Source organism: Acidobacteriota bacterium (assembly GCA_030697165.1).
Classification (GTDB): Bacteria; Acidobacteriota; Vicinamibacteria; order Vicinamibacterales; family UBA2999; genus 12-FULL-67-14b.
In genome coordinates, this window is sequence record JAUYQQ010000009.1 from 261,110 (window position 1) to 278,027 (window position 16,918).

Annotated in this window: 17 protein-coding genes; 14 read left to right on the forward strand and 3 right to left on the reverse strand. The window is 67.3% G+C overall.

Annotation, left to right across the window (positions count from 1 at the left end; all coding sequences use genetic code 11):
* The first annotated feature begins 20 nt into the window (after positions 1-20).
* The 6 genes from Q8T13_09450 (at position 21) to Q8T13_09475 (ending at position 6,283) form a co-directional block, all read left to right on the forward strand.
* Positions 21-785 (forward strand): hypothetical protein, encoded by a 765-nt coding sequence (locus Q8T13_09450; GenBank protein ID MDP3717973.1) that lies wholly within the window; start codon positions 21-23, stop codon positions 783-785.
* A 181-nt stretch (positions 786-966) separates the two neighbouring features.
* Positions 967-2,004 (forward strand): hypothetical protein, encoded by a 1,038-nt coding sequence (locus tag Q8T13_09455; protein ID MDP3717974.1) that lies wholly within the window; start codon positions 967-969, stop codon positions 2,002-2,004.
* A 53-nt stretch (positions 2,005-2,057) separates the two neighbouring features.
* Entirely contained in the window at positions 2,058-2,504 is a 447-nt protein-coding gene (locus tag Q8T13_09460) for a GatB/YqeY domain-containing protein (GenBank protein MDP3717975.1), read from the forward strand.
* Between the two features lie 222 nt (positions 2,505-2,726).
* Positions 2,727-4,319 (forward strand): murein biosynthesis integral membrane protein MurJ, encoded by a 1,593-nt coding sequence (murJ, locus tag Q8T13_09465; protein ID MDP3717976.1) that lies wholly within the window; start codon positions 2,727-2,729, stop codon positions 4,317-4,319.
* Positions 4,316-5,506: an MFS transporter gene (locus tag Q8T13_09470; protein MDP3717977.1), complete on the forward strand. Its 1,191-nt coding sequence runs from the start codon at positions 4,316-4,318 to the stop codon at positions 5,504-5,506. The genes murJ and Q8T13_09470 overlap by 4 nt, the downstream gene beginning before the upstream one ends.
* A gap of 18 nt (positions 5,507-5,524) precedes the next feature.
* Complete coding sequence (locus Q8T13_09475) at positions 5,525-6,283, forward strand: rhomboid family intramembrane serine protease (protein ID MDP3717978.1); 759 nt, start codon at positions 5,525-5,527, stop codon at positions 6,281-6,283.
* A gap of 42 nt (positions 6,284-6,325) precedes the next feature.
* Here the strand turns inward: Q8T13_09475 and Q8T13_09480 are convergent, their stop codons facing one another.
* Positions 6,326-6,598 carry a hypothetical protein gene (locus Q8T13_09480; protein ID MDP3717979.1) on the reverse strand — a complete coding sequence of 91 codons (273 nt, stop codon included), beginning with the start codon at positions 6,596-6,598 and terminating at the stop codon, positions 6,326-6,328.
* Positions 6,599-6,614: 16 nt separating this feature from the next.
* Positions 6,615-6,983: a cupin domain-containing protein gene (locus Q8T13_09485; protein MDP3717980.1), complete on the reverse strand. Its 369-nt coding sequence runs from the start codon at positions 6,981-6,983 to the stop codon at positions 6,615-6,617.
* 51 nt (positions 6,984-7,034) lie between these two features.
* Here Q8T13_09485 and Q8T13_09490 point away from each other — a divergent pair, with 51 nt between their 5' ends.
* Both Q8T13_09490 and Q8T13_09495 read left to right on the forward strand, forming a co-directional pair.
* Entirely contained in the window at positions 7,035-9,188 is a 2,154-nt protein-coding gene (locus Q8T13_09490) for a dehydrogenase E1 component subunit alpha/beta (protein ID MDP3717981.1), read from the forward strand.
* Positions 9,175-10,212, forward strand: a complete 1,038-nt coding sequence (locus tag Q8T13_09495; GenBank protein MDP3717982.1) for a hypothetical protein — start codon at positions 9,175-9,177, stop codon at positions 10,210-10,212. The genes Q8T13_09490 and Q8T13_09495 overlap by 14 nt, the downstream gene beginning before the upstream one ends.
* On the opposite strand, the gene Q8T13_09500 is transcribed toward Q8T13_09495, so the two are convergent.
* Positions 10,209-10,709: a hypothetical protein gene (locus Q8T13_09500; GenBank protein MDP3717983.1), complete on the reverse strand. Its 501-nt coding sequence runs from the start codon at positions 10,707-10,709 to the stop codon at positions 10,209-10,211. The two genes, Q8T13_09495 and Q8T13_09500, sit on opposite strands and share 4 nt — an antisense overlap.
* On the opposite strand from Q8T13_09500, the gene Q8T13_09505 reads away from it, so the two are divergent.
* Genes Q8T13_09505 through Q8T13_09530 form a run of 6 tightly spaced genes read left to right on the forward strand, consistent with a single transcriptional unit; the run spans position 10,684 to position 16,880 of the window.
* Positions 10,684-11,280: an SGNH/GDSL hydrolase family protein gene (locus Q8T13_09505; protein MDP3717984.1), complete on the forward strand. Its 597-nt coding sequence runs from the start codon at positions 10,684-10,686 to the stop codon at positions 11,278-11,280. The genes Q8T13_09500 and Q8T13_09505 overlap by 26 nt on opposite strands.
* Before the next feature lie 46 nt (positions 11,281-11,326).
* Positions 11,327-11,980: a TetR/AcrR family transcriptional regulator gene (locus Q8T13_09510; protein MDP3717985.1), complete on the forward strand. Its 654-nt coding sequence runs from the start codon at positions 11,327-11,329 to the stop codon at positions 11,978-11,980.
* Positions 11,977-14,289: a 3-hydroxyacyl-CoA dehydrogenase NAD-binding domain-containing protein gene (locus Q8T13_09515; GenBank protein MDP3717986.1), complete on the forward strand. Its 2,313-nt coding sequence runs from the start codon at positions 11,977-11,979 to the stop codon at positions 14,287-14,289. The genes Q8T13_09510 and Q8T13_09515 overlap by 4 nt, the downstream gene beginning before the upstream one ends.
* A 2-nt stretch (positions 14,290-14,291) precedes the next feature.
* Positions 14,292-15,074, forward strand: a complete 783-nt coding sequence (locus Q8T13_09520; GenBank protein ID MDP3717987.1) for an alpha/beta hydrolase — start codon at positions 14,292-14,294, stop codon at positions 15,072-15,074.
* Positions 15,052-15,693 (forward strand): alpha/beta hydrolase, encoded by a 642-nt coding sequence (locus Q8T13_09525; GenBank protein ID MDP3717988.1) that lies wholly within the window; start codon positions 15,052-15,054, stop codon positions 15,691-15,693. Before Q8T13_09520 ends, Q8T13_09525 begins: the two co-directional genes overlap by 23 nt.
* Positions 15,694-15,701: 8 nt before the next feature.
* On the forward strand, positions 15,702-16,880 hold the full coding sequence (locus tag Q8T13_09530) for an acetyl-CoA C-acyltransferase (GenBank protein ID MDP3717989.1): 1,179 nt from the start codon (positions 15,702-15,704) through the stop codon (positions 16,878-16,880).
* Positions 16,881-16,918 lie beyond the last annotated feature (38 nt).

Sequence of the window (16,918 nt, forward strand, 5' to 3'; positions counted from 1 at the left end):
ACTCAAGTCAGGCGTTTTTCATGCGTCGCATCCTTCTCACCTTTGCGCTGTCGCTCGTGGCGGTTCTGCCTGCCTCGGCGCAGCAATTGAAGCTGGCCTTCAATGACGGCCTGGTCTCGCTCGACGCGACCAGCGTGCCGGTGCGCACCATTCTCGGAGAGTGGGCCAAGCTCGGCGGCACGAAGGTGATCGGTGGCGAACGCATCACCGGAGGCCCGCTCACGCTCAAGCTCGAGAACGTGCCTGAGGCGCGAGCGCTCGAAATCGTGCTGCGCAGCGTCGCGGGCTACATGGCCGCGCCACGCAGCGCCACCGCCGCGCCCGGTGCCTCGATGTACGACCGCATTCTCGTCCTAGCCACAAGCGCGGCCCCGGCGCCCGCAGCCGCCGCCCGTCCGGCGCCAAACCAGGGCGGGGGCACCAGCAACCGGTTTGTGCCGCCGCGTCAGCCCGTGCGCCAGGTGGAGAACGACGTCGAACCGGAAGAAGAGCTGGATCCCAATCCGCCCGACGCCCCGGTCTTTACGTTTCCGCAGCCGGGTCAACAGAACGGCGCGCAGCCGGGCATGTTCCAAAACCCGGGCGCCAACGTGCAGCCGCCATTCATCAACGGCAACCCGAACACGGGCACGCCACAGAACATCACCATCAGCCCGGCGGCTCCGGGCACGGCGCCGTCGTTCGGCGCGCCGTCTCCGGGCATGATCGTCACGCCACCGGGGCAACCAAGCACAGGCCCGCCCGGACAACCGGGCCCCATGGTCCGGCCCCCCGGGGGGGCCTAGCCCACTCTCATGCGGTGTCGGGCCATTCCTACGGAATGGCCCCCGTCTTCTCCGGTAACGCAAACCCTCAGTTTCACGGCCTCGAAGCGCCGACCACATTGAATGGTCAGCGTCTCGTCGCGTCCCTCGCTTACAATTGAAACTTCCCTCGCAGCACTAACTGGCGCGGCTTGTTTTGCCCATGGCAGAAATCGAACGCTACACCCCTGACGATCGACGGGGCATAGAACAGCTCTATCGGCGGACGCTCGGCAACGAGGCGGCGGATCGCCTTCGCTTGCGTTGGGACTGGGTCCGCCGCAATCCGGCCGGCAGCCTGGAGCCGCCGTACTGGGTCGTCCGTGAGGGACCGACGCTGATCGCCGCGATTCCGCTGCTGCCCGTGCTCGTTACGGTCGGCGGACAGGAGGCGGCGGGTACGTGGAGCACCGACCCGCTCGTGGTCGCCGAACGCCAGCGCCAGGGCCTGGGCGGGTCGCTGCTGCGGGCCTGGGATCGCGGCACCGGTGTGGCGCTTGGCGCGGGGCTGTCGCCGGCGACGCGGGCGCGGCTCGACGAAATGCGCTGGCCGAAGGCACAGGCGCTGTCGTGCCTGGTCAAGCCCATCAGCCGACGCGCGCTGCGCATTCCGACCTGGCCGGTCGCCATCAACCGCCTGGTCTCGGCGCTGGCCTTACCGGTGGTGCGGCTGGTCTCGCGCGCGCAGCCGCTGCGCGAAGAGGTGGAGGTCGTGCGGCGGTTCGACGAGCGCTCGGATCGGCTCTGGGAGCGCATGGCGGGCCGGTTCGCGATTGCCGTCAAGCGCGACGCGCGCTACCTGAATTGGAAATACATCGAGCCGCCCCACGTGCGCTACACCGCCGCGCTGCTGCGGCGCGGCGACGAGGTGGACGGCTACGTCGTCTACCGGCACCTGCGCGAGCCGCAGGGACGCGTGACGCAGATTGTCGACCTGCTTGCCGACCCGGGCGACGAACGCGGGTTGAAGACGCTGGCGCGGTGGGTGGACCGCGAGGCCCGGGTGGCTGATTCCGACAAGATTCGCTGCTATGCCACGCACGCCGCGTTCCGGCGCGTGCTGCGGCGCTCGGGCTACTTCATGGTGAAGTCGGGCATCGACCTCACGCTGAAGGTCAATGCCGTGCCGGCGACGAAGGGCTTCACCCAGTCCACCGACGACTGGCATTTCACGCTTGGCGACGGCGAGCTCGATCACTAGCGGGTTCGCGGGTTCACAGGTTCACAGGTTCAGAGGTTCAGAGGTCCAAGAAGATGTCGTTAGAACAAACGCTCAGTGCCGACATCGTGACGGCGATGCGGGCGAAAGATGCGACGCGGCTCACGGCCCTGCGCATGCTGAAGACCGCGCTCACCAACAAGAGCATCGAGAAAGGGCGTGCGCTCGAGGCTGCCGAGGAGCTGCAGGTCGTGTCGATGCTGGTCAAGCAACGGCGCGACTCGATCGAGCAGTTCACCAAGGGCGGACGGGTCGACCTCGCCGACAAGGAGCAGGCCGAAATCGCCGTGCTCGACGCCTACCTGCCGGCCGCGGCCAGCGACGACGAGATTGCGGCAGCGGTGGCCGCGGCGGTCGTTGAGACCGGCGCCAGCACCGCGAAGGACATGGGCAAGGTGATGAAGGCGGCGATCGCGGCGCTCGCGGGCAAGACCGTCGACGGCAAGAAGGTCAATGACGCCGTGCGCCGGTCCCTCGGTTAGTCACAACAACCGTGCAGATTCCCGGGCCGGGTGCAAACATTTTCCCAGGGTGAGCCGTCTATATATTTGAAAGGCCTAGTCAGCCTCTCACCATCCTCCTGAGGGCTCGAGCCGAACGGCTTGAGCCCTACTTTTTTGTGCCGGCACGCTGGTAAGTCGTCAGCCGGCAGAACGCCGTTTCACCAGCGCACACTAACCGCCATGCTACGCTTGCGCTGACTGATGCCCGACTCCCAACCACGCCTGGCCAGGTCTGCCGGGGTCTTCGGGCTGGCCACTTTCGCAAGCCGTATACTCGGGCTGGTTCGGGATCAGGTTCTCGCCTTCTACTTCGGCGCCGAAAGCACGGCCGACGCGTTTCGGGTGGCGGGCCGCATTCCCAACCTGGTCCGCGACCTGTTTGCCGAAGGCGCCATGAGCGCGGCGTTTGTGCCGACTTTCACAAGGCAGCTGACGCTTCATGGGCGCGAGCGGGCCTGGACCCTGTCCAGTTCGGTCATCAACTCCCTGATCCTGGTCACCAGCGTCCTCGTCCTGGCCGGCATCGTCTTCGCCGAACCGCTGGTACGGACCTTCGCGCCGGAGTTCAGCAAGGTGCCCGGCCAGGTCGAGCTGACCGTTCACCTGACGCGCATCATGCTGCCGTTCCTGACGCTGGTGGCCGTGGCCGCGGCGTTGATGGGCATGCTCAACTCGCTCGGACACTTCTTCGTCCCGGCGTTGTCGCCGGCGATGTTCAATGTTGCGGTCGTCGCCATCGCGATCGTGTTCATCCCGCTGGCACCGTCGTTCGGCATCGAACCGATCACCATGGTCGCGATCGCCACGCTCGTCGGCGGCATCGGCCAGTTGCTGATCCAATGGCCGCCCCTTCGCAAGGAGGGTTTCCGCTACCGCCCGATCATCGACGTCCGCGATGAAGGCCTGCACCGCGTGTTGCTGCTGATGGGGCCCGGCACCATCGGCATGGCGACGACACAGATCAATGTGTTCGTCAACACCATGCTGGCGACCAGCGCGGGCACCGGCGCGGTGACCTACCTGGATCTCGCGTTCCGGCTGATGTACCTGCCGATCGGCCTGTTCGGCGTGTCGATTGCCGCCGCGTCCACGCCGGCGGTGTCGCGGCTGGTGGCGGAAGGCAACTTCGCCCGCATCCGCTCCACGCTGGCCGGCGCGATCTCGTTGATGCTGCTGCTGAACGTGCCGGCGACGGTCGGCCTGATCGTGCTGGCACAGCCGATCGTCGCGGTCATCTTCGAGCGCGGCCGGTTCACCGCGGCCGACACGATGGCGACCGCCGCGGCCCTGCAGTTCTACGCGCTGGGACTGGTGGGCTACTCGATCGTGCGCATTGTCACGCCGACCTTCTACTCGTTGCAGAAGAGCCGCATCCCGGTGATGGTGAGCATGGCCTCCGTGGTCGTGAACGTCGCCCTCAACTGGTGGCTGGTCGGCGTGCTCGGCTTCCGCGGCCTGGCGCTCGGCACCGCCACGACCGCCCTGCTGAACGCGGGCGTGCAGTTGTGGCTCGTGCGCCGCGAGTTGAGCGGCATCGACGGTCACCGCATCATCGGTTCGCTGGTCCGGATCGTCGCCGCGGCCGCCGCGATGGGGGGAGGCGCGTGGGGCGCGAACGAGCTGCTGACCCAGTGGCTGCCGGGCCAATCGTTGGCGCTGCAGGTCATCCGCTTGACCCTCAGCATCGGGTTCGCCCTGCTGACGCTGGCGACCGCATCGCAGGTGCTGCGCATCCCCGAGTTCGGCGAGGCACGAGACCTCGTGATCGGACGCTTCAAGAGGATGGCCAGGTGAAGGACCGCGGCTGGCTGGGTCTGCACACCTCGATCTGGAAGATCGCCTCGACCCACGTCGTCGTCGACGGCTACACGAACATCTACGCGCCGCTGTTGCCGTTGCTGATCCCGCACCTGGGCATGTCGCTCGCGACCGCCGGTACGGTCGCGATGTGTTTCCAGCTGGCCAACTCGGTGTCGCAGCTGGGCTTCGGCGCGCTGGCCGATCGCTGGCGCCCGCGGCTGCTGGTGATGGCCGGCCCACTGGTCGCAGTCGTCCTGTTGAGCTTCATCGGGCTGGCGACGTCGCCGTTCATGCTGGGCGTGATCCTGGTGGCGGGGGGCCTCGGCGGCGCGGCGTTCCACCCGCCGGCGGCGGCGCTGGTCTACCGTTTGTCCGACCATCGCAAGGGTCTCGCGATGTCGACGCACCTGTCGGGTGGCTCGCTTGGTTTCTCCGCGGCGCCGATCCTGTTCGCGCCGTTCATCGCCTTCATGGGCCTGCAATGGTCGCCGCTGATCATGATTCCCGGCCTGCTCGCGCTGGCGTGGACCCTGCGGCACGTGCCCACGTTTACGCTGCCCGCCGCGCACGAACGCTCGACCTGGAAGTCGCTGCGCCCGGCGGCGGTGCCGCTGTCACTGCTCTATTTCACGATCGTGCTCCGCACGGCGACCAGCTACGGCTTCATGACGTTTACGCCGACGCTGCTGACGCAGCAGGGGTACTCGATCGGCGAAGCCAGCCTGGCGGTGTCGCTGTACCTGTTTGCCAGCGGCATCGGCGGGTTCATCGGCGGTCCGCTCGCCGACCGTGTCGGGCCACGGCGGGTGATCGTGTGGTCGCTCGTGGCCGCGGTCCCATTCATGGCCACGGCGCCGTGGCTGTCGCCGCTCGGCTTCACCGTCATGCTGGCGATCGGCGGCCTGCTGCTGCAGTCGACGCTGCCGATCAGCGTGACCTTCGCGCAAAGCTTCGTGAAGGGCGGCGCCGCCACGGTGTCGTCGTTGATGATGGGGTTTGCGTGGGGTGTCGGCAGCCTCGCCGTCCCGCTGATCGGAGCCGGCGCCGACCGGTTCGGGATCGAGCGGACCCTGGCCACGCTGGCCTTCCTGCCGCTGGTGGCGGCGGCGCTGGCGGCCGGGCTGCCGGCGACCGGCGCGGCGCGCCGCGCCCCGGGAACGCCGCTCGAGGCGCTCCCGTAGTACGATTCGAGGACGCGCATGGCTCGTTATCCCTCTGCTTCGGGCGCTTCGTTCTCGTTCGGGCCGGGCCGCATGACGCCGGCGGTCAAGCTGCTCGTCATCATCAACGTGGTGATGTTCGTGCTCAACCTGATCGTGCCGGCCATGACCTTGCGGCTCGGCCTCGAACCACGCGCGGTGTTCGAGGACTTCGCCGTCTGGCAACCCGTCACCTACATGTTCCTGCACAGCACCGGCGGGGTCGGCCACGTGCTGATCAACATGCTCTCGCTGTGGATGTTCGGGACCGAGCTCGAGCGCACGTGGGGCACGCGGTTCTTCACGAAGTACTACTTCGTGACCGGCATTGGGGCGGCGGTCACCAGCCTGCTGCTGTCGCTGTTCGTCGACGGCATCTACTACTCGGTCACCGTTGGCGCCTCGGGCGCCATCTACGGGCTGCTGCTCGGCTACGGCATGTATTTTCCGAACCGGCCGATCTATCTCTATTTCATCTTTCCGATCCCGGCGAAGTACTTCGTCATGATCGTCGGCGCGATCGCCTTCTTCTCGGCGCTCGGCGGGCCGGGCGGCGGGGTCGCCCACGCCGCGCACCTGGGCGGGCTGGTGGTCGGCTACCTGTACTTGAAGGGGCTGCGGGTCCGCCCGCTGGATGGATTGAAGTACCGGTGGCTGCGGTGGAAGATGGGCCGCGCGCGCAGCAAGTTCGACGTCTATTCCGGCGGCCGCGCGTCAGACGACGACTGGAAGAGCGACTGGAAGAAGCACATCCACTAACTGCGCCTGGAAGTTGATAGTTGAAGAGTGGACAGTTGGCAGTTACGGTTTGGTGCTGACGAACTTCTGCGCGGCGCGAAAGCCGGCGAGCCCGGCGATCACGTTGTCGGGGAAGGCTTCGAGGGCCGCGTTGTACGCCGTGGCGAGCTGGTTATAACGCGAGCCGTCGAGGCCGGTCTCCCCGGCTTTCTCGCGGGCGTCCAGGGCCTTCCACTCGAGCAGGATCGCCCGGCGCAGGCGGTGCAGGCGGCGATAGACCGCCAGCCCCCACAGCGCCAGGCCCGCGAGCAGCGCGAGAGTGAAAAGAACGTTCACGGTTCGTGAATTCTTGTCATTTCTTGTCGTGGAAGTAGCTGTCGGTGCCGTCCAGCCAGTCCTGGCGGATGGGGCTGAAGATGTCCATCTCGAACGTGTCGTCGATGGCCTCGGCCTGGTGCGGCAGCCATGACGGAATGTGCAGCACCTCGCCCTCGCGCACGGTGATCTCCTCACCGTTAATCACGAATCGCAGCCCGCCCTGCAGGACGTAGGTCATTTGCTCGCTTTCGTGCGAGTGCATGGGCACGAGCGCGCCACGCTTGAGGTAGATCTGGGTAACCATCTCGCGTTCGCCGGTGATGATCTTGCGGGAGATCATTTCGGTGACTTTTTCGAGCGCGATCTCGTCCCAGCGATAGAGGCGTACGGATGGTGAAGGCATGCGTTTGCCGCGGATTATAGCATTCGGCCGGATGGTATAATTTTCGACGACATGAAGGCTTCGACGCTGGCATCCAGACCCGATGCGCGCACGGCCCCGGCCGCCGGCGCCGACGCGCAATGGGGCGGTCTCACACGCGATCAGCTGGTGCGGGCCTACCGCACGATGCTGTTGTCGCGCCGCATCGACGACAAGGAGATTCAGCTCAAGAACCAGAGCCTGATCTTCTTCCAGATCAGCGGTGCCGGCCACGAGGCGGTGCTGGTGGCGGCGGGCCTGCACCTGCGCCCAGGCTACGACTGGTTTTATCCGTACTATCGCGACCGCGCGCTGTGCCTGCAGCTCGGCATGACGCCGCTCGAGATGCTGCTGAGCGCGGTCGGCGCGAAGGACGATCCCAACTCCGGCGGCCGCCAGATGCCGTCGCACTGGGGTCACACCGCGCTCAACATCCCATCGCAAGGCAGCCCGACCGGCACCCAGTGCCTCCAGGCCGTCGGCGCCGGCGAGGCCGGGATGCTCTACGAGCGACTGACCGACATCCCCGATCGCGACGAGCACTACCACGCCGACGAGATCACCTACATGTCGATCGGCGAAGGCGCCACCAGTGAAGGCGAGTTCTGGGAAGCGCTGAACACCGCCTGCACCCGCAACGTGCCGGTGCTGTTCCTCGTCGAGGACAACGGTTACGCGATTTCGGTGCCGGTCGAAGTGCAGACCGCCGGCGGCGACATCTCGAAGCTGGTCGAGTCGTTCCCCAACCTCGAAATCTTCCGCTGCGACGGCACCGACTTCGTCGATAGCTATCGCACCCTCGGCGAGGCCGTCGCGCGGGTGCGCCGCGACCGCAAGCCGGCCTTCGTGCATGCGAAGGTGATCCGGCCGTACTCGCACTCGCTGTCGGACGACGAGCGGTTGTACAAGACGCCGGACGAGCGCACGGCCGAGGCGCTGCGCGACCCGCTGACCAGGATGCGGGCGTTCCTGCTGGCAGGGAAGCTGGCCACCGATGCCGACCTTGATGAGATCGCGGCGTCGGTCGATCGCGAGATCGCCGAAGCGACCGAGGCGGCGCTCAAGGCGCCCAAGCCGTCGGTCGAGACCGCCGATCACTTCGTGTTCTCGCCCGACGTGGATCCGACCTCGGCCGACTTCGAGACGCCGGCCCATTCGGAGGGCAAGCCCGACACCATGGTGGCGGCCATCAACCGGACGCTCAAGGACGAGATGACGAAGAACCCGCGCATTGTCGTGTTCGGCGAGGACGTCGCCGACGCGAGCCGGGCGGCGGCGCTGGCGCACGTGCCCGGCAAGGGCGGCGTGTTCAAGGTCACCCACGGCCTGCAGAAGGCCCACGGCCCCGAGCGGGTCTTCAACTCGCCCCTCGCCGAGGCCAACATCGTCGGCCGCGCGGTCGGCATGGCGACCCGCGGCATCAAGCCGGTGGTCGAGATCCAGTTCTTCGACTACATCTGGCCGGCGATGATGCAGATCAAGGACGAGATGTCGATGCTGCGCTACCGCTCGGGCAATCACTGGTCGTGCCCGATGGTGCTGCGCGTGCCGATTGGCGGCTACCTGCGCGGCGGCGCGCCGTACCACAGCCAGTCGGGGGTCAGCATCTTCGCGCACTGCCCGGGCGTCCGGATTGTCTTTCCGAGCAACGCCGTGGATGCGGCGGGCCTGTTGCGCACGGCGATCCGCTGCGACGACCCGGTGCTGTACCTCGAGCACAAGCACCTCTATCGCCAGACCTACAACAAGGGCGCCTATCCAGGCGCCGAGTTCATGATTCCGTTCGGCAAGGGCTCGCTGCGCCGCGAAGGCACCGACATGGTGGTGCTGACGTGGGGCGCGCTCGTGCAGCGCTCGCTGCTGGCGGCCCAGCAGGCCGAGAAGGACGGCATCAGCGTCGCGGTGTTCGACCTGCGCACGATCATGCCGTACGACTGGGACGGGATTGCCGAGCTCGTGCGCAAGACCAGCAGGGTGATCATCGCGCACGAAGACACCCTGACGTGCGGCTTTGGCGCCGAGATCGCCGCCCGCATCAGCGACGAGTTGTTCGAGCACCTGGATGCGCCCGTCAAGCGGGTCGCCGCCATGGACTGCCCGGTGGCGTACTGCCCGGAACTCGAGGAGGTCATCCTGCCGCAGTCGGCGGATGTGCTCGCCGCGATCAAGGCCCTTGCGGCGTATTAGCGCGGCGTTACTCGTCTTTCTTTCGGCCACCACGGCGGCACTGGGCGACCAGGCCGCCGTTCGTGTTTCGCCTGGCCGCCTCGAGGTGCTGAGGTCCGTGAACACGCTGGCCCCCGACGTGGTCGGCCAGTTCCGCGAACCCCTCGGCTTCAAGCAAATCGCCAGCGGCGACTACTACGTCTTCGATCGGCGCGCACATGCCGTGTACACCGTCGACGAAAAGGGCCGGACCAGCCGCAAGCTCGTGCAGATCGGCGCCGAGGACGGCCGCGTGATCGAACCAAGCGCGTTCGATGTCGCCATCAACGGCAGCTTCGCGGTGGCCGATGCCCCCAATGGCCGTGAACGGGTGCAGTTGTTCGACGCCACGGGTGTCCGGACCGGCGGGTTTCTGCTGCCGGGCCGAGGCGCGGCGCGCGTCGTACTGGGCTCGCTCAGCCTCAACGGCGTCGGGACGCTGACCTACACCGGCCGGTCGCTCGTGATGAGCCAGCCCGACTCGGGGTGGCTGATTACCGAGTACGGTCTCGCCGGCACACCAACCCGGACCATCGGCCAGCTACGCCGCACCGGCCACGAGGCCGATCGCCAGGTGCACCTGGCGCTGAACGCGGGCATACCCATTCCCGATCCTGCCGGCGGCTTCTTCTTCGTCTTCATGGCCGGGGCGCCGGCGTTCCGCAAGTACGACGCGGCGGGCGAGCTGGTCTATGAGCGTTCAATCCAGGGCCGCGAGATCGATCCTGTGGTCCAGGCGCTCCCTACCCGCTGGCCCCGCCGGGCGGCCGGCGATGGCGAGTTGCCAATGGTGACGCCGACCGTGCGCACGGCGGCGGCGGATGGGGCGGGCCGTCTGTGGGTGTCGTTCGTGGTGCCGTTTACCTACGTCTACGATTCTGACGGCGAGAAGGTACGCACGGTGCAATTTCGCGGCGCCGGCATCATCGCACCGTCGAGCTTGTCCTTCACCGCAAGCGGCCGGCTGCTGGTTACGCCGGGCTGCTACGAGTTCCTTCCCGGCTAGCGGGGATACAATCGACGGTCAATGAGATACGTGAAATCGAGGCGCCGGAGGGGCGCCCGTTGGGTCCTGCAACTGGTCGGCGCGGCGGCGCTCACCTCTGCCATGGCGGCTGGGTGCGGCAGCCCGACCTCGCCGACATCGACGCCGACGCCAACCCCGACCCCGACGCCCATTCCTGATCCGCCGAGCCTGACGTGTCCGGCAGCGATCACGGCCAGCACCACGTCAGCCAGCGGCACCGCCGTTACCTTCACGACGCCGTCGGCGAGCGGCGGGCAGTCGCCGGTTACGGTGTCGTGCACGCCCGCGTCGGGTACGACGTTCGCGCTTGGCACCACGTCGGTCTCGTGCACCGCGAGCGATTCCCTGAGCCGCACGGCGACGTGCAGCTTCCCGGTCACGGTCAGCCGCATACCGCAACTCACGGCGACGAAGTTCCTGGCCTTTGGCGACAGCATCACCCAGGGCGAAGTGACGTCGCCGATTGCGGGAGTCACGGCGCAAGGGTTCCCGAACTTTGTCCTCCGGATCGTGCCGTCGGCGGCGTATCCGACGGTGCTGCAGGGCTTGATGGGCGCCCGCTACACCACGCAGACCTCGTCGATTATCGTGATCAACGAAGGCCTCGCCGGCGAGCGTGCGCGCGAATCGTCGTCGCTATTGCGGCTTGCCCAGGCGCTGTCGACGCATCGTCCCGACGTCCTCCTGCTGATGCACGGCTACAACGACATCGGCGACCCGTCGGCGCTGTCGACCACGGTCAGTGCCGTGGGGGCGATGGCCGCGGAAGGGCGCCACCGCGGTGCCCGGGTGTTCATCGCCAACCTGGCACCGTCGCGAAGCAGCGGCTCCAGCGCGCGGCCCTCGTCTTCGGTGATCGGGTTCAACGAGCGCCTGCTGCCGGTGGTTCGCGGCGAGGGCGCCACGCTGGTGGACATCTACGGGGCCTTGCTGCCGGCGGTGAATACCTACATCGGCATCGACGGGCTGCACCCGAACGAAGCCGGTTACCGGAAAATCGCCGAGACCTTCATGGCCACCATCCAGGCCACGCTCGAGGTCCGGTAATCCCCAATCGCCGGTTGACAGCCGCCGGGCCCGGGCGTGACAATGAATGAATGTTCATTCATTTACGGCTATGGCGGTAGCGGCGCGGCGGCTCACCGCCGTCAAGCCGGCCGGTACCACCGACAAGCGCGACCTGATTCTGCGGGCGGCCACCCGCGTGTTTGCGCAGAACGGCTTCTTCCAGTCGCAGGTCGCCGATGTCGCCAAGGTGGCCGGCGTGGCGGCCGGCACCGTCTACCTGTATTTCAAGGGCAAGGACGACCTGCTCGTGTCGATCTTCGAGCGCTCGATGAGCGAGGTGATTGCCGAGGGCCGCGCCGCTGTCGACGGCGTCACCGACCCGGCCGCCCGTCTGCGGCGCATCGCCCACTTGCACCTCGGACGGCTCGGCCGTAACCGGGACCTGGCGGTGGTCTTCCAGGTGGAACTGCGGCAATCGGTGAAGTTCATGGAGCGCTTCTCCGCCACCTTCCTGCAGGACTACCTGAAGCTGATTCGCGACGCGATTGCCGATGGCCAGCAGGCCGGCGTGTTCCGCAAGGACGTCAGCCCAACCACCGCCACCAAGATCTTCTTCGGGGCGCTCGACGAAATGGCCACCAACTGGATGTTGAGCCGCCGCAAATACGACCTCGCCGCGGAAGCTGACGCGGTCGTCGACTTGTTCATCAACGGGCTCGGGAGGCCGCACACGCGATGATCCCCATCAACTCCGTGACCGTGCTCGGCGCCGGCACCATGGGCGCCCAGATTGCCCTGCACTGTGCCAATGCCGGCATTCCCGTCCTGCTGCTGGACCTCACTCCCGAACTGGCGCGCCAGGGCCTCGACAAGGCCCGCAAGCTGAAGCCGGATCCGCAGTTCACGCCGGACGCCCACACGCTGGTGACCACCGGCGGCTTCGACACCGGCCTCGACCAGATCGGCACCTCCGACTGGATCATGGAAGCGGTGATCGAGCGGCTCGACGTCAAGCAGCAGCTGCTGGCGCGCGTCGACGAGAAGCGGCGGCCCGGCTCGATTGTCAGCACCAACACCTCGGGCATTCCCATCGCCGCGCTCGCCGAGGGCCGATCCGACGACTTCCGCCGGCATTGGCTCGGCACGCATTTCTTCAACCCGCCGCGCTACCTGCGGCTGCTCGAGATCATCCCCACCGCCGAGACCGATCCCGCGGTCGTGGCCGCGGTCACGCGGTTTGGCGACCACCGGCTCGGCAAGGGCGTGGTGGTGGCGAAGGACACGCCGAACTTCATCGGCAACCACATCGCGCTGTACGGCGTGGCGCGCACGCTCGAAGCGCTCGCCACAGGCAAGTACACGATCGAGGAGATCGATGCGATCACCGGCCCGGCGCTCGGCCGTCCAGGCAGCGCGACGTTCAGGACCATGGACATCGCCGGCATCGACATCCTCGCGCACGTGCTCCGCAACCTGAACGAACGGCTCGAGAGCGTTGCCGACCGCGCCGCGTTCGCGGTGCCCGGCCTGGTCGATGAATTGATCAAGCGTGGGCAGCTCGGCGAGAAGACCGGCAAGGGGTTTTACGAGCGCCGCAAGAACGCCAAGGGCGAAAGCGAAATCTGGACGCTCGATCCGGCGACCTTCGAGTACCGGGCCAAGCAGTCGGCGCGGATCGGGTCGATCGAAGCGGGCCGAGCGATCGACGACCTGTCGGAACGGGTGCGCGCGCTGTTCAACGCCAAGGACAAGGCCGGCGAGTTCCTGCGCGCAACCCTCGCGCCGACACTGGTCTACACGGCGCGGGTCACGCCGGCGATCGCCCATTCGATTGACGATGTCGATCGGGTGATGCGGTGGGGCTTTGGCTGGGACCTGGGCCCCTTCGAGCTGTTCGACATCATCGGCGTACGCGAAGTGCTCGCGGCGGCCGAGGCCGCCGGTGGCCATGCCATGGCCGGCGGCGTCCCGCCGCTGATCGCCAGCATGCTCGACGGCGGCCTGACCCGCTTCCGCGAGGGCGCCGTCAAGCCGGCCGCGGCCGACCTGCAGATCCTCCGGACGGCGAAGGAGCAGGGGCTCGTCATCAAGAAGAACGCCGGGGCCAGCCTGGTCGATCTCGGCGACGGTGTCATTGCGGTCGAGTTCCACTCGAAGATGAACGCGATCGGTGCCGACACGGTTCAGATGCTGCACGCCGGCGTGAAGGAAGCCGCCAAGAGCGGACAGGCGCTGGTCGTGGGCAACGACGCGCCGAACTTCTCGGCCGGCGCCAACCTCATGCTGGTGTTGCTCGAAGCCCAGGAAGGCAACTGGGACGAGATCGACATGATGGTCCGCGCCTTCCAGCAGGCCACCATGGCGCTGCGCTACAGCCCGGTGCCGGTGGTCGTCGCACCGGCGGGCCTGACGCTCGGTGGCGGCGCCGAAATCGCCTTGCACGGCGACCGCGTGCAGGCGGCGGCTGAAACGTACATGGGCCTGGTCGAGGTCGGGGTCGGGCTGATCCCCGGCGGCGGCGGCACCAAGGAGATGACGGCGCGGGCGATGGCCGAACTGCCGACGCCGCACAGCGATCCGTTGCCGTACATCCAGAAGGCCTTCGAGACGATGGCCCTGGGCAAGGTCTCGACGAGTGGTCCCGAGGCCCGGCGCCTCGGCTACCTGGCGGTGACCGATGGCATCTCGATGAACCGCGAACGGCTGATGGCCGATGCCAAGTCCAAGGCACTCGAGCGGGTGCGCGAAGGATACCGCGCGCCGGCGCCGCGCACCGCGATTCCGGTGGGCGGCGAATCGGTCACCGCGGCCCTCAACCTCGGCGTGCACTTGATGTGGCGCGCCGGCCGCGCCAGCGATCACGACGCCGTGGTCGGCCGCAAGCTCGCGCACATCATGGGCGGCGGCAACCTGCCGCATGCCACGACGGTCAGCGAGCACTATTTGCTGGACCTCGAGCGCGAGGCGTTCATGAGCCTGATCGGTGAACGCAAGACGCTGGAACGGATCCAGCACACGCTCAAGACCGGCAAGCCGCTGAGGAACTGAGGGTGATTGATGTCGGCACCGGCTCACCGATTGTGCTCATCCCCGGCCTGCAAGGCCGCTGGGAGTGGATGCGTCCGGCCGTCGAGGCGCTGGCGCGGCACCATCGCGTGATCTCGTTCTCGCTCTGCGACGAGAAGACCAGCCCGTTCCCGTGCGATCCGGCCAGGGCCTTCGACAACTACGTCGCCCAGGTCGGGACCGCCATGGATCGGGCCGGGCTGTCGCAGGCCGCCATCGTCGGTGTCTCGTACGGCGGGTTGATTGCGGCGGAGTTCAGCGCGCGATCTCCCGCGCGCGTCTCGTCGCTCGTGCTGGCCTCGGCGCTACACAGCGGATGGCAGCCGAACGAGAGCCAGCGGCGCTACCTGAGCGCACCGCGATTGATGAGCCCGATGTTCGTCGTCACGGCACCGGGGCGAATGAATCCGGAAGTGGCGGCGGCGATTCCGAAGATCGGCGCGCGGCTCAGGTTCATGGCTGGCCAGGGGGCGCGCATCGCGATGGCGCCGGCCTCGCCGACGCTCATGGCGCGGCGAGTGACATGGGCATCAGGCCACCAGTTTGCGGATCCGCGTACCATCCGGGCACGGGCGCTGGTCATGACCGGTGAGGCCGGACTCGACCAGGTGGTCCCGGTGCAGGTGACCGAGGAGTACATGCAAGAGCTGCAGTCGGCGCAACGGGTGGTGCTGGAACGCACCGGCCACATCGGCCTGGTGACGCGGCCCGACACGTTCGCGGAGATTCTTGGAAGGTTTGTGGATGACACCCGAATTCCTGCGTGAAATTCCCGGGCCCGCCGGCCCGCTCGAAGCGCTGCTGGACGAGCCCGAGGGCGAGCCGCGGGCGGTGGCCGTGTTCGGCCACCCGCATCCGCTGCACGGCGGCACCATGCACACCAAGGCGCTGTACCAGGCCGCCAAGGCCATGCCGCGCATTGGCGTCGCCGCCCTGCGCTTCAACTTTCGCGGGGTCGGACAGAGCGCCGGGACGTTCGACTCGGGCGCGGGCGAAAAGGCCGACTTCACGGCCGCCATCGATTTCGTGGCCGAACGCTTTCCGGGCCTCCCGATCTGGGCTGCGGGCATGTCGTTCGGGTCGTGGATTGCCATGACCGTCGGCGCCGAGGATCCACGCGTGTCGCTGCTGCTCGGCATTGCCCCACCGGTCGACCGCTACGACTTCGGCGTGCTGGCCACCTGCCCGCTGCCCAAGTTCATCGTCCACGGCGAAGACGATGAACTGATTTCGATCAAGGAGGTCCGCAAGTTCTACGGGCAGATCCCTGAACCGAAAGAGTTGATCACCATCGAAGATGCCAACCACTTGTTCGAGATGAAGACGTCGCTCGTCGGCGATGCCGTCGAAGGCCTGCTGGCCGACGTCATTGCCCCGGCGAAATAGGAATCACCATGCAGGATGCCGTCATCGTTTCCGCCGTTCGCACCGCCGTCGGCAAGGCGCCCAAGGGCACCCTCAGCGTGATGCGCCCAGACGAACTGGCCGCCGCCGCCATCACGGGCGCCCTCGCCCGCGTCCCCGGATTCGACGTCGCCGCGATCGACGATGTGATCCTCGGGTGCGCGATGCCGGAAGGCGAACAGGGCCTGAACGTGGCCCGCATTGCCAGCCTGCGCGCGGGCATTCCGGTCGAGGCCTCTGCCGTCACGGTGAATCGCTTCTGCTCGTCAGGCCTCCAGGCCATTGCCTATGGCGCCGAGCGCATCATGCTGGGCCAGGGGCAGGCGGCCGTGGCCGGCGGTACCGAATCCATGAGCATGGTGCCGATGGGCGGCAACAAGGTGTCGCCCAATCCGGCGCTGGTGGCGACCTACCCGGATGTCTACCTGAGCACCGGCCTCGTGGCCGAGAATCACGCGCGCGAATCGCAGGTCTCGCGCGAGGCGCAGGACCAGTTCGCGCTGCGCAGCCATCAGCGCGCGGTTGCCGCCATCGACGCGGGCCGGTTCAAGGACGAGATTGTTCCGCTGATGGTTCGGGTGGTGGACCACTCCGCCAAGGGCGGGCCCAAGACCAGGGAACTCGTGTTCGACACGGACGAGGGACCGCGTCGCGATACCTCGATCGAGGCGCTGGCCAAGCTGCGGCCGGCGTTTCACGTCAGCGGCACGGTCACGGCCGGCAACTCCTCGCAGATGAGCGACGGCGCGGCGGCCGTGATCGTCACCTCCGCAGCGTTGGCGAAGGAACGTGGACTCACGCCGCTCGCGCGATTCGTCGGCTACGCCACCGCCGGGGTCAAGCCCGAACTGTTCGGCATCGGGCCGGTGCCGGCGATTCGCAAGGTCTTGAAGCTGACCGGGCTGACGCTGGACCAGATTGACCTGATCGAATTGAACGAGGCGTTCGCCTCGCAGGCGCTGGCGTGCATGAACGAGCTGGGCATGGATCCCGACAAGGTCAACGTCAACGGCGGCGCCATTGCCCTGGGCCACCCGTTGGGATGCACCGGCGGCAAGCTGACAGCGACCCTGATCCACGAGTTGCATCGCCGCAAGGCGCGGTACGGACTGGTCACGATGTGCGTGGGCGGCGGCATGGGCGCCGCGGGGATCTTCGAACGGATGTAAGGTCCGGCTAAAGCCGGACACCACATTAGTCAGATGTA